The organism is Rhizobium mulingense (genome assembly GCF_029194105.1).
GTDB lineage: Bacteria > Pseudomonadota > Alphaproteobacteria > Rhizobiales > Rhizobiaceae > Rhizobium > Rhizobium mulingense.
On record NZ_JARFVE010000007.1, the window covers coordinates 330469 to 342929 of the forward strand.

10 protein-coding genes are annotated in these 12461 nt (G+C 61.0%); all 10 read right to left on the reverse strand.

All coding sequences use genetic code 11. The features are described from left to right. Nucleotides 1-17: 17 nt before the first annotated feature. The 10 genes from PYR71_RS18820 to PYR71_RS18865 all read right to left on the reverse strand — a co-directional run bounded on the left by PYR71_RS18820 (nucleotide 18) and on the right by PYR71_RS18865 (nucleotide 12105). Nucleotides 18-1454 carry an efflux transporter outer membrane subunit gene (locus PYR71_RS18820; RefSeq protein ID WP_183918186.1) on the reverse strand — a complete coding sequence of 479 codons (1437 nt, stop codon included), beginning with the start codon at nucleotides 1452-1454 and terminating at the stop codon, nucleotides 18-20. Between the two features lie 151 nt (nucleotides 1455-1605). Continuing rightward, the gene (locus PYR71_RS18825; RefSeq protein WP_275620408.1) at nucleotides 1606-4716 is read right to left on the reverse strand and encodes an efflux RND transporter permease subunit; all 3111 of its coding nucleotides are present in this window, start codon (nucleotides 4714-4716) and stop codon (nucleotides 1606-1608) included. Between the two features lie 48 nt (nucleotides 4717-4764). Next, nucleotides 4765-5976, reverse strand: coding sequence for an efflux RND transporter periplasmic adaptor subunit (locus tag PYR71_RS18830; protein ID WP_275620409.1), 1212 nt, complete (start codon nucleotides 5974-5976; stop codon nucleotides 4765-4767). 156 nt (nucleotides 5977-6132) lie between these two features. Further along, on the reverse strand, nucleotides 6133-6735 hold the full coding sequence (locus tag PYR71_RS18835; RefSeq protein WP_275620410.1) for a TetR family transcriptional regulator: 603 nt from the start codon (nucleotides 6733-6735) through the stop codon (nucleotides 6133-6135). Nucleotides 6736-6843: 108 nt separating this feature from the next. Next, nucleotides 6844-7788 (reverse strand): phosphoribosylaminoimidazolesuccinocarboxamide synthase, encoded by a 945-nt coding sequence (locus tag PYR71_RS18840; protein WP_275620411.1) that lies wholly within the window; start codon nucleotides 7786-7788, stop codon nucleotides 6844-6846. An 84-nt stretch (nucleotides 7789-7872) separates the two neighbouring features. Continuing rightward, a complete protein-coding gene (locus tag PYR71_RS18845) occupies nucleotides 7873-9615 on the reverse strand; it encodes an SLC13 family permease (RefSeq protein WP_275620412.1) in 1743 nt (580 codons plus the stop codon). 146 nt (nucleotides 9616-9761) lie between these two features. After that, a complete protein-coding gene (locus PYR71_RS18850) occupies nucleotides 9762-10451 on the reverse strand; it encodes a phosphoribosyltransferase (RefSeq protein WP_275620426.1) in 690 nt (229 codons plus the stop codon). Between the two features lie 14 nt (nucleotides 10452-10465). Continuing rightward, nucleotides 10466-11266, reverse strand: coding sequence for a pseudouridine synthase (locus PYR71_RS18855; RefSeq protein WP_275620413.1), 801 nt, complete (start codon nucleotides 11264-11266; stop codon nucleotides 10466-10468). 151 nt (nucleotides 11267-11417) lie between these two features. Further along, entirely contained in the window at nucleotides 11418-11624 is a 207-nt protein-coding gene (locus PYR71_RS18860) for a hypothetical protein (protein WP_009987986.1), read from the reverse strand. A gap of 142 nt (nucleotides 11625-11766) precedes the next feature. Beyond that, complete coding sequence (locus PYR71_RS18865) at nucleotides 11767-12105, reverse strand: hypothetical protein (protein WP_097583847.1); 339 nt, start codon at nucleotides 12103-12105, stop codon at nucleotides 11767-11769. Between the last annotated feature and the right edge of the window lie 356 nt (nucleotides 12106-12461).

Genomic DNA, 12461 nt, shown 5'->3' on the forward strand with positions numbered 1-12461 from the left:
GAAAGGCGGCGAGCCGATCAGCTCTTGGCCTTTGCCGGCTCAGGCTTCACCGACACGGTAGTCCTGCCGCCGGGCGCGTAGCCGCCACCGACTGCGATGTTCAGCGAGACGTAGTCCTTGGCCATTTGCTGGACTGCCTGGGCAAGGCTTGCCTGGGCGAGCGAAACCTGGCGCTGCGCGTCGAGAACGTCGAGCAGCGAGGAGGCGCCGTCCTTATAGGATGCTGTGGAAAGTTCGAGCGTTTCCTGCGTCGTCTTTACCTGGGCCTGAAGGGCAGAGACCGTGCGGGCATCGCGCCGGACGGCGGCGAGCGCGTTCTCGACCTGCTCAACGGCGGTCAGCACCGTCGACTTCCAGTTGAGGTAAGCGGTCGCGGCTTCAGACTGTGCCGACTTGACGTTGGCGCGCAGGCGGCCACCATCGAGGATCGGCAGGTTCAGCGTCGGACCGAAGGACCAAGGCGTCAGAGCGCCATGGACACCTCTTTGGTTGATATAGGAGGGCGAGATCGAGCCGCTGAGCGAGATGCTCGGATAAAGCTGCGCCTCGGCAACGCCGATATTGGCTGTTGCGGCGGCGAGGTCACGCTCCGCGACGCGAATGTCGGGACGATTGCGGATCAGGTCTGCCGGGATGCCGGAGTTGATGCCGCCGCGGAAGACCGGTTGACCACCGCCCCTCAGCAGTTCGTTGACAAGAGCCGAGGCCGGCAGGCCGAGCAGCGTGGCGATGTGATGGGCCGATACACGGATGTTGGTTTCGAGGCCGGGAATTTCGGCGAGCGTAGACTGTACCAGACCTTCGGCCTGAACGACGTCGAGTCGCGAGGCGGCGCCGGCTTCAAGCTGGAATTTGGTCAGTTCATAGGTTTCCTGACGAGACTTCAGGTTGGCCTTCGAAAGCGCCAGGCGCTGCTGATAAAAACGAACATCGATGTAGCTCGAGACGAGATCCTGCACGAGGGTCAGCTTGGCGACATCGGCGGATGCGTAGGCCGAATCGAGCGAAGCGACCGCGCTCTCGGTGCTGCGCTTATAGAGGCCGAAGAGATCGAGCAGCCAGCTCAGCTGAACATCGCCGGCACTGGTGTTGCGCGTGTCGAACTGCGTGCGCAGTTCGCCCTTCTGGCCGCTGATCGTGTGCGAGGCGCCGACGTTGAGGTTCGGCAGGCCGCCTGCGCCGGCGATGGTAACGTTGGCGGACGCCGCATTGATGCGCTCGATCGCCTGCTGGACGGTCAGGTTCTGCTCGAGGCCGGCCTGGACATAGGCGTTCAGCTTGGGGTCCTTGAAAGCGGTCCACCAGGCTGCGGTGGCAACATCGCCGACACTCTTCGTTCCGCCTTCTCCGAATTTGGCGGGCAACGGCATTTCAGGAGGAGCATGATCCGGGCCCACGACGCAGCCCGACAATAATAATAACAATGCCGGTGTGGCAAAACGAAGAGATACCATTCATTTCTTCCTGTACTCGAGCAAGTCAATTCTTGTCCGAAGCTTCATGCTTCACTATCGGCGCGCCGCGCCTTGTCCCACTTGAAAACACACACCGAAGCAGTCGGGCGCAATGTAGCAATCGGAACAGCATTATCACAGTGCATTTATATCACACAGCTGCCGCATTTTTGCCGCGTGTGGCAAAGATGCGTCGGATGACGACGAAAAAGGACGGCACGAAGAAAATTCCGAGCATCGTCGCCGCCAGCATGCCGCCGAGGACGCCGATGCCGATGGCATTCTGAGCCGCCGAACCCGCGCCTGTGGCGATCGCCAGCGGCACGACACCGAGAATGAAGGCGAGCGAGGTCATGATGATCGGCCGCAGGCGCAATCTCGCTGCTTCCAATGTCGCCTCGTAGAGGCCCATACCACTCTCCATCCGATCCTTGGCGAATTCGACGATCAGAATCGCATTCTTCGCCGCAAGCCCGATCGTGGTGAGCAAGCCGACCTTGAAATAGACGTCGTTCGCCTGGCCAAAAAGCGTTGCCGCTGTCAGCGCGCCGAGAATGCCGACGGGCACGGCCATGATCACAGAGAAGGGAATCGACCAGCTTTCGTAAAGCGCTGCCAGGCAGAGGAAGACGACGAGAACGGAAATCGCATAGAGCATCGGCGCTTGCGAGCCGGAAAGGCGCTCCTGATAGGAGATGCCCTGCCAGGCGACGGTGTAGCCGCCGCCGAGCTGTTCGGTCAGCGCCTCCATTTCGTTCATCGCATCGCCGGAGGACACTCCGGGAGCCGAGGCGCCATCGAGGGGGATGGCGCTGACGGCGTTGAAACGGGCGAGAGAAGGTGCGCCCTTCACCCATTCGGTTTTAGTAAAGGCGGAGAAGGGTACCATTTCGCCTAAATTGTTGCGGGCATACCAGTGATTGAGGTCGTCCGGCTGCATGCGGAAGGGCGAATCGCCCTGAACATAGACCGGTTTGATCTCGCCGTTTAGCGTGAAGTCGTTGACGTCGCGGCCGGTGAAGATGATCGACAGCATCGAATTGACCGAGGCGATGTCGACGCCCATGGCGCCGATCTTTTCCTGATCGAGCACGATGCGCATTTGCGGCTCGACCTCCTTGTTGCTGCTGCGCAGCGCCACGACCTTGCCTGACGAGTTGCCCATCTGAATCAGCCGTTTGGAGGCCGCTGTCAGAGCGTCATTGCCATGGCCGCCGGTATCGACGAGATACATGGAAAAGCCGCTCGACACGCCGAGGCCCTGGATTGCCGGCGGCAGAAGCGCGAAGACCTGCGCCTCGCGCATCGCAAAGAAGCTGCGCAAGGCCCGGCTGACGACCGATTGGGCGCTCAGATTGGGATCGGTGCGCTGCGAGAAATCCTTGAGCTTGGTGAAGACGATGGCGCTGTTCTGTCCGGAGCCGCTGAAGCCGAAGCCCAGGGCGCCGAAGACGGACTCGACGGCATCCTTCTCGTTTTCGCGATAGTAGTTTTCGACCTTCTCGACGACCGCCTGGGTCTGCTGCGTGGTCGAGCCCGGCGGCGTGGTGACGATGGTCAGCAGCACGCCCTGGTCTTCCTGCGGCAGGAAGGAGCTCGGCAGGCGGGTGAAGAGATAGGCGCAGCCGGCGCCGATGATAAGGAAGACCAGCATGACGCGGATCGGCCGCTTCAGGAGGTAGCCGATGGTCCTGACATAACCCTTGGTCGAGCGGGTGAAATTGCGGTTGAACCAGTCGCCGACGCGGTGCTTCCTGTGCTCGCTGACCGGCTTCAGCATCGTGGCGCAGAGCGCCGGCGTCAGCACGATGGCGACGAGCGCCGAGAGCAGCATGGCCGAGACGATGGTGATCGAAAACTGGCGATAGATGATGCCCGTCGAGCCGCCGAAGAAGGCCATCGGAATGAAGACGGCGGTCAGCACGAGCGCGATGCCGACGATGGCGCCGGTGATCTCGCCCATCGATTTTTCCGTCGCCTCGAGCGGCGAAAGCTTCTCTTCGGACATGATGCGCTCGACGTTTTCGACGACGACGATCGCGTCGTCGACGAGAAGGCCGATCGCCAGAACCATGGCGAACATCGTCAGCGTATTGATGGAATAACCGGTCGCCGCCAGCACTCCGAAAGTGCCGAGCAGCACCACGGGAACGGCAATCGTCGGGATCAGCGTCGCGCGCAGATTCTGCAGGAAGACGAGCAGCACCACGAAGACGAGGACGATCGCCTCGATCAGCGTATGCACGACCTTTTCGATCGACAGTTCCACGAAGGGCGTCGTGTCGTAGGGGTAGGTGATCTTCACACCTTCCGGCAGGGTGCGACCGATGACATCAAGGGCGGAGCGTACCCGGGCGGCGGTATCGATGGCGTTGGCGCCGATCGCGAGATTGACTGCAAAACCGCTGGACGGCAGGCCATTGTAGCGCGAACTGCCGCCATAGCTTTCCTGACCGATCTCGATGCGTGAGACGTCGCTCAGGCGCACTGTCGCGCCGTCCTTTTCGACCTTCAGAATGATGTGTTCGAAATCGGCGACGGTGGTCAGCTGGCTTTGCGCGGTGATGGTGACGTTGAGCTGCTGGCCGGGGATCGTCGGCTGGGCGCCGAGCGAGCCGACCGAGACTTGGGTGTTCTGCGCCTGGATCGCCGCTGTGACGTCGCTCGGCGTCAGCTGATATTTCAACAGCTTGAAGGGATCAAGCCAGACGCGCATGGCGTACCCCGAACCGAAGACGTTGATGCTGCCGACGCCTTCCAGGCGCTGGATCTGATCCTCGATGGAGGTCGACATGATATTGCCGAGATCGACCGAATTGCGCTTGCCGTCGGTCGAAACGAGTGAGCCGACGAGAAGGATGCTCGAGGTCGAGCGCGTCACGCTGATGCCGGCATCGATGACATCACCGGGAAGCTGCGATTGAACGAGCTGCAGCTTGTTCTGCACCTGTACCTGGGCGATGTCGGGATCGATGCTGGTTCCGAAGGTGAGCTGGACGTTGGCCGAGCCGGTCGACGAGGTCGAGGTCATGTAGGTGAGGTCGTCCAGGCCGGTCATGCCGTCCTCGATGATGGTTGTCACAGACTTCTCTACGGTCTCGGCGCTGGCGCCACGATAGGTGGCGTTGATGCGGACCGTCGTCGGCGCGATGTCGGGATATTGCGAAATCGACAGGGTGAAGATCGCCAGCAGACCGGCGAGCATGATGGTGATCGCAATAACCCAGGCGAAAATCGGACGTCGGATGAAAAACTTGGCCATCGGTTGTTCCTGTGCGGCTGAGACGGTGACGATGCGGACCCGGAGCGATTACTTCGCTGCGGGCTTCTCAGCGTCACCGGCCGCGGGCTGCTCGGCAGGCACGACCACACCGTTGTCATTGATCTTCATCGGAACCGGCTTCACCGGCATGCCTGCCGTCACCGACTGCAGGCCGGTGACGATCAGCTGATCGCCGTCCTTGATGCCTTCGGTCACCAGCCAGGAATTGTTGGACGGCGAGCTGTTCTCGAAGGCTCGGGTTTCGACCTTGCCGTCGGCGGAAACGAATTGCGCCGTCAGCCGGCCATTGGCGTCACGGCTTGTCGCCAGCTGCGGCAGCGCATAACCGGCCTCGGCTCCGAGCTCGACGGTTGCGCGGACATACATGCCGGGCAGGACGACACGATCGGGATTGGGGAAGAGCACGCGGATGATGAAAGTGCCGGTCGTCTCGCTGACGACCTGCTTCGACATGTCGAGCTTGCCCTGCTGGTTATATTCCTTGCCGTTTTCGAGAATCAGATGGAAGGCGACGTTCTCCGCGCCCTTGATATCGCCCGCTGCCATGGCATCGCGCAGCCTTAAGAGGTTGGTGCTCGATTCCGTCAGCGAGATATAGATCGGGTCGAGCTGGCGGATCGTCGTCAGCGCCGTCGTCTGGTTGGCCGAGACGACGTTGCCGACATTGTAGGCGGTCTGGTCGATGATGCCGTCGAAGGGCGCGACGATCTTGGTGTGATCGAGATCGATCTGCGCTGCGGAAAGGGCTGCCTTTGCCGACTCGACTTCGGCCTTCGCCTGAAGAAGCGTCGTCCTGGCTGTCTCGTATTCGATCTGCGTGGCGCCGCTGCCGACGAGGCGCTGGTAGCGTTCGAGATTGCTTTCAGCGCTCGGCACGCTAGCCTCGGCCTTGGATATCGCCGCCTTGGCCTGCTCGACGGCGGCGATATAGGGCGCATCCTCGATCTGATAGAGAAGGTCGCCCTTCTTGATCTCGCCGCCTTCCCTGAAGGCGATCTCGCGGATAATGCCGCTCACCTGCGGCCGGATATCGGCTGTCTGGAAGGCCTCGGCGCGGCCAGGAAGGATCGTGGTGATCGGGAACGTCCCTTTCATCAGCGTCACCGTGCCGACCGGAACAGCCTGAGGGGCCGCGCTTGCCGCGGCATTGCCGGCGGGCTTGCTGCCACTGTCGCTGCAGGCGGCGAGCACGGCGCCGAACGCCAGGATCGAGGAAAGGAGGAGGGCACGCCGACTCATGCTGAATTCCCTGTGCGGTGGCAATCGCCGTTCAATCCACGGGCTCGGCTTGGCCGAGCGCAGGCTTATATAAGCGTCAGAATTGGCGCGGCTTCAAATCCCGTTATGAGGGCTTAAGAAAAGCTTTACGAAGTGACGTAATTCAGCAACCGTCACTTAGCAAGGGTTATTTTGCAGTGCCGCATCGACAAAGCAGACGATATCTTCGGCGCGATGCACGAGCGTTTCCTTGTCCTCGCGGACGATGAGGATAGGATGCAGCACGCAAGCTAGGACGTCTGCGACCGTGCCCGCCGCGCTTTCAGCATTCAGGCAATGATAACGTCCTTCCGCCATGCCCTCGCGGATGATTTCGCCGAGCTTCTCCTCGATTCGGGCGCGATAGCGATTGCCGGCCTCAAGTTTGGCTTCGATCGTCGAAAGCACCATTTCGAAGATGTAAGGGTTTTTCTGGATGTCTTGCAGGTGGCTTTCCAGCAGGCGCAGGACGAAGCGGAGCAGTTGCTCCCTCGGAGAAAGCTTCTGGTCGAAGGCGGCGAAACGATCGGCGGCATCGTCGAGATGGCGCCCGGCGATCGCATCGGCCAGCGCCACCTTGGATCGGAAATGCTTGAAGACATTGGCTGGCGACATGTTGAGCGCGCCGGCAATATCGGCGATTGACACCGCGACGTAGCCACGCTGGCGAAACAGCATCTCCGCCATCGAGAGGATGTCCTCTCGCGTTTCCTCGGCCTTGCGTCTCGGCCTTCTCGCCATCTGTCCCCCGCCGGGCCGCGCCCGGTATCCCTTTTTGCCGATGCTAGCGCGCTTGCACGAAAGCTGCCATGCCGGTGCTCGGCCCGGCGGCTTCTTGTGTCGTCTTTTTCAAGGGAAATAGCGGGAGAGGTTGTTTCGGACACGGGCAAGCGGCGTCTCGCCGCTGTCGTCGGGAACAAAGCGCTCGCCGGTGATCGTCTCGTAGGCTCTGATATAGACGTCCGAGGTCTGCTCGATCAACCCGGTAGGAATTTCAGGGATCTCGTCCTTATAGGGGTCGCAACGCTCTGCCACCCAGGCGCGGACGAAGTCCTTGTCGAAGCTGTCGGGGCGCTTTCCGGCGGCAAAACATGCCGGGTAGCTTTCGGCAAGCCAGTAACGGCTGCTGTCCGGCGTGTGGATCTCGTCGGCGAGGATGATGTTGCCGTCGCGATCGGTGCCAAATTCATATTTGGTGTCGACGAGGATCAGGCCACGTTTGGCTGCGATCTCCTGCCCGCGGGCAAAGAGGGCGAGCGCGTAGCGCGACAGCGTTTCCCATTGCTGCCGGGTAAGAAGACCGCGCGTGACGATCTCGTCAGGCGTCAATGGCTCGTCATGACCGCCGTCGAATTCCTTGCTGGTCGGAGTGATGACGGGTTCGGGCAGAATCTGGTTATCGCGCATGCCGTCCGGCAGCCGCATGCCGTACATTTCGCGCTCACCCTTCTTGTAGAGCGTCAAGATCGAGGTGCCGGTCGTGCCGGCAAGGTATCCGCGCACGACGATCTCGACCGGCAGGATGTCGAGCCGCTTGCCGATGACGACATTTGGATCGGGATAGTCGATGACGTGGTTTGGGCAGATGTCCTTCGTCGCTTCGAACCAATAACGCGCGGTCTCAGTCAACACCTGGCCCTTATAGGGGATGCAGGTAAGGATTCGATCGAAAGCGCTCAGCCGGTCGGTGCTGATGATGATGCGGCGTCCGTCCGGTAGATCGTAATTCTCGCGCACCTTGCCGCGATAGTAATTCGGCAATTCCGGGAAATGGGCTTCGGAGAGGATTCGCACGGCGCTCGACTGTCCTTGTGTTGGGGTGAAGGCTCCTGCTCTAGTTTCATCGCGGGGGAAGTCAAGTCAGGCACCAGTATCGCATTACAGCCAGAACAGAGCCAGGAGAAACAGAGCCAGGCCGTAACTTACGACGGCGAGCGGCCAGCCGGCGCGCAAGAAGTCGCTGAAGCGGTAGCCGCCGATGCCCATCGCCAATGTGTTGTTGTGGTGGCCGAAGGGGGTCAGGAAATCGAGCGACGCGCCGACGGCGACTGCGATTAGATAGGCGTCGGGCGCATGTCGCCCGGTCTTTGCAAATTCGAGCGCCATCGGCGTCAGCACGATTGCGACCGTCGCATTGTTGACGAAGGGTGTCAGCACCATGGCCAGGAAGAGGGTGAGGGCGATACCGGAGAGCGGCTCGCTGATCGGCACGACGAGGCTCAGCCAGCCGGCGATCGCTTCGGCTGTCCCGGTACTTGCCACCGCCTGGCCGATCGGGATCATCGCCGCGAGCATGATGATGATCGGCCAGTTGATGTCGGCCATCGCCTGGCGGATGTTGAGATGGTTGAGCAGGGCGAGGATGAGCACGACGCCGGCAAAGGCGACCTCGGGATGCAATCCGGCCGCCGACGCGGCGACGCCGCAGGCAAACAGCGCGAAGGGCCGCCAGGAATGGAGGGGCGGTTCGGCCGAAGCCGTCGGAGCGAGCGGCAGGCACTCGCTTTCCTCCAACGCTTCGGCAATGGCCGTGCGCGGCCCTTCCAGCGTCAAAATATCGCCGATCGACAGCTGCAAGTCGAGGAAGCGGCCTTCGATGCGCGGGGTACGCATGGAAAGAGCAGTGACTGCGATGCCGCGATGGTGAAAGACTTCGAGCGAGCGGACGCGCGAACCGACCAGTGTGCTTTCCGGCATGACGACGGCTTCGACGCTGGCAAAATCAGGCGAGAGACCATGCAGATGGGCGTCGGCGATCAGCGCTTGCGTGGCGGCGAGTTCGACGAAGACCGCATCGGCGCCTTCGGCAAGCAGCACGTCACCGGCTTCGATAACCGACTGGTCGAGCGGACCGAAAACGAAATTGTTGCCCCGGATCAGCGCGTGCGGTTTGATGCCGAAGCGGGCACGACACTCGGAAAGCCGTACGCGGACCAGCGGCGAGACGTCCGGGACGCGACGCTCGACGACGATTCGGCGTGTGCCGTGGGAGATCGATGCCCGCGCTTCGTCGGGTTCGGGAAACAGGCGCCGAATACGAAAGGTGATAAGCAGAATGCCGGCGGTTGCGACCGGTAGGCCGACATAGGCGAAATCGAAGAAATGAAAGCCTGCTCCCGTTGTCCGGGCGAGCGCGTTGCTGACGAGCAGATTGGCAGGCGTCCCGATCAGCGAGACCAGGCCGCCGAGCAGGGCGGCAAAAGAGATGGGCATGACGAGTTGACGGCGAGGGATCGACAGCGCCGTGCCGAGCCGTAGCGCCACCGGTAAGGTAATCGCAAAGGCGCCGATATTGTTCATGAAGATGGAGATAAAGCCGGCAAGCGACGAAGCGCCGGATATGACCTTGAAGTGTGACGGTCTTGCGGCCGTGAAACGCGCAGCGAGATTGTCGAAGAGCTTGGCGCGCGACAGCACCTGAACGATCAGCAGGATTTCGATGACAGTAATGACGACGGGACTGGCGAAGCCTGTAAAGATCCGGTCGGCGGGATAAAGCCCGAGTGCATAGCCGGCAAGCAGGCCAGCGACCGCGACGACTTCAATGCGGATGCGCTCGAACGAGAAGAGAACAAGCATTGCCAGCAGAAGGATCAGCAGGGATGCTTGTTCGAACGACATGGGCGGATCCGGTATTTCGTCAACGAATATATATCGCTATTCCGGACCGCTGCATGCTTCCGGATGACGTGCGTCGGGCGGACTGTAATCGTTCCGCATCCGCTGTACAGAGGCGCTGACCGGCAAAGATCGAACAATCCTCACGTCTACGGTCGTGCGGGTGCCTGCCACCGGCCGCCGTCGTTGCGCTTCAGAATGGGCGTTGCGAAAACGCCGACGATGCGCGTGATGCATTGCGGCCCGGCGGCAGCGAGGCTTTCGCGCCAGCGCTCGGATTGCAGCATGGCCGCACCGATGACGACGGGTTCGATGCCGCAGGCCGTCAGCAGATTAAGACCCGAGACGATCGATGCGCCGCTGGAAATGACGTCATCGATCAGGCCAACGCGCCGTCCGCTCAGCAGCGGCAGCATGCGCGGATCGATATAAAGACGCTTTTCCTGTGTCGGCGTCGTGATCGAGGACAGGGCAACGGAGAGATCGTCGCGGTACCAGAATTTACGGGAGGTGCCGAGCGGGACGTAGCGGGCGTGGCCGAGCTTCTGCGCGACGGCCGCGGCAAGCGTCAGGCCGAGCGTCGGCAGGCCGGCGACGACATCGATGCGCATGGGCCTGATCTTTTCGGCGAGATCTTCGGCCAACGCATCGAGCACGGCGAAGCTTGCCTGGTTGACGATCAGCGAGGCGAGGGCATGTTCGCCATCAGCCAGCACGCGGATCGGCAGGCAAAGCTGGCGCCCGTCTTCCAGTGCGGCGATATAAAAGGAGGTGAACTCCCGATCGTCGGGAAAGGTGCCGGGCGGATGGATTACCTGCCAGAAGTCGTGCGGCGCCATCTCCGTCATATCGGTCAACGTCTTGCCCTCTCCATGCCGGTGCTCCGGCGCAGCGCCTGCAATTCCGCCTCGGTCAGCGCGCGCACGGCACCTTTCGGCAGTTCGCCGAGTTCGAGCCCTCCGATTGCGACCCGCACGAGGCGCAGACATTCGGCCCCGAGCGCCTCCAGCATCCGGCGGATCTGGCGGTTGCGGCCTTCATCCAGCTCGACCTCGATCCATGAGTTCCTGTCACCCTGGCGAAGGCGTCGCGTTGCAGTCGCCGTCAGCACCTCGCCATCGTGGCGGATGCCCGACGTCATTGCGGCGATTTCCTCGTCGTCCAAAAGCCGGCCGATCTGGACATGATAGGTCTTGGTCACATGGGTGACCGGATCGAGCAGGATCTGGGCGAATTCCGTGTCGTTGGTGAAAAGCAGCAGGCCTTCGCTCGCCTTGTCGAGCCGGCCGACCGGAGAGAGGTGCGGGATGTCGAAGTCTCTCAGGCAATCATAGACCGTCGGCCTGCCTTCGGGATCATGGCGGGTGGTGACGAGCCCGCGCGGCTTGTTGAGCATCAGATAGATTTTTGCCTCGGCGGCGATGGGGAGGCCGTCGACGCTGATCCTGGCCGTCGCAAGATCGACCCATGCAGCGGCATCGCTAATTGTGCGGCCGTCGACGGCGACGCGACTTTCGGCAATCAGCCGTTCGGCTTGGGTGCGAGAGCAGTAACCGAGCTTGGAAAGGGCGCGGGGAAGGGTGACCCGCTTGCCTGCGCCGGCGGCAGGTTTCGGCCGCTCGCGCGTTTTATGCGATGGGCGCCGGTCCCTCATCTGCTATCCTTGTGCTGCTTCGATGCCGTTTCTTGGCATGAACGGCGCAAGGATTCCAGCTTGGCGAACTATATCTAGGGAACGATGGGGCCACAGACTGCCGTCCGCGCTTCTGACAAAGCACCGTCACGGCATGAAGAGTTACGCTGTCTCAGCGGCAGGCCATGAAACCGGCCAGCTCCTTGCGGCTGACGACGATGCCGGCAGCGGCTTTCACAGGGTCGGGATGCGTATAAGATAGGCTTGGCATTTCCGGCAGTTCGAGTGCCTGACGCATGTTCATGATGCCGACCGCGTAACGGCCGTTAACGCCATCGACGCTGACTTCAATGATGCAATTGGCCCTCTTGTTTTCCATGCTGTCCTCCCTTTCATTTTTTTATGGTCCCTTACTTGCATTAAAAATTGGTTTTTCTAAGACATAAGCATTTACGCACCTTGCCGAAAAACGGATCGGCGGGTGCGTAAAAAGTATGATTTTTATGCGGCTGCGGCAGGCCCTAGCGCCACCAATGGCGATGCTGCGGCTGCGGGCTGCCGGAAAGCAGATATCCGGCGAGGAATCCAATGGCGCCTGCAAGCACCAGCGCCGTCGTCGTGGCGGCTGGATGCTCACGGGCAGCACCGGCAGCAGCGGCCCCTTCGGCCCTGATCTGGGCGACGGCATTCTTGGCGCGGGGCAAGGCCTCATCATAAGCCTTGCCGGCGCGGCCGCGCACTTCGTAATAGGCTTCGGCGCCCTGAGCGGAAATCATTTTTTGCAGGCGGGATACTTCCTGCTGGAGCGCAGCAATGTCCTTGCTGACAGATGCTCTGATATCGTCGGTGTTGGCAGGCATGTCGGTCTCCTTTCCTCGATGGGAAAGACAACACTCAAGACGGCGATAGGTTCCGAAATGCAGGTCGTTGATTTGTGACGGAAATTTAAAGCCTGGGACCGGAAGCGTTTTAATCCTCCGTTAACCATAAATTCGCTCAAGCCGCTGTTTTTCTGTCATCTTTCGCTGGTTGAAAGCGGGTTTCAGATGATTTTTTTATCGACTGGTAAAAGAATTTTCGAAAATCTGCTCCGAAAACGCCGGCTGTGGATAAAAGCCCGCGTAAAAACGCATGCCGAATCAACCCGTTACAAAAATGTCAAAAAACTTTTGGTATGGCTGTTGACTTGGAAAAGGGGTTGGTTCTATAAGCCCAC

Bases quoted from the DNA above. Each gene is read 5' to 3' on its own strand.
- PYR71_RS18855 (WP_275620413.1), bottom strand. From the start codon at position 11,266: ATGAGGGACCGGCGCCCATCGCATAAAACGCGCGAGCGGCCGAAACCT.
- PYR71_RS18830 (WP_275620409.1), bottom strand. From the start codon at position 5,976: ATGAGTCGGCGTGCCCTCCTCCTTTCCTCGATCCTGGCGTTCGGCGCC.
- PYR71_RS18820 (WP_183918186.1), bottom strand. From the start codon at position 1,454: ATGGTATCTCTTCGTTTTGCCACACCGGCATTGTTATTATTATTGTCG.
- PYR71_RS18860 (WP_009987986.1), bottom strand. From the start codon at position 11,624: ATGGAAAACAAGAGGGCCAATTGCATCATTGAAGTCAGCGTCGATGGC.
- PYR71_RS18825 (WP_275620408.1), bottom strand. From the start codon at position 4,716: ATGGCCAAGTTTTTCATCCGACGTCCGATTTTCGCCTGGGTTATTGCG.
- PYR71_RS18865 (WP_097583847.1), bottom strand. From the start codon at position 12,105: ATGCCTGCCAACACCGACGATATCAGAGCATCTGTCAGCAAGGACATT.
- PYR71_RS18835 (WP_275620410.1), bottom strand. From the start codon at position 6,735: ATGGCGAGAAGGCCGAGACGCAAGGCCGAGGAAACGCGAGAGGACATC.
- PYR71_RS18845 (WP_275620412.1), bottom strand. From the start codon at position 9,615: ATGTCGTTCGAACAAGCATCCCTGCTGATCCTTCTGCTGGCAATGCTT.
- PYR71_RS18850 (WP_275620426.1), bottom strand. From the start codon at position 10,451: ATGGCGCCGCACGACTTCTGGCAGGTAATCCATCCGCCCGGCACCTTT.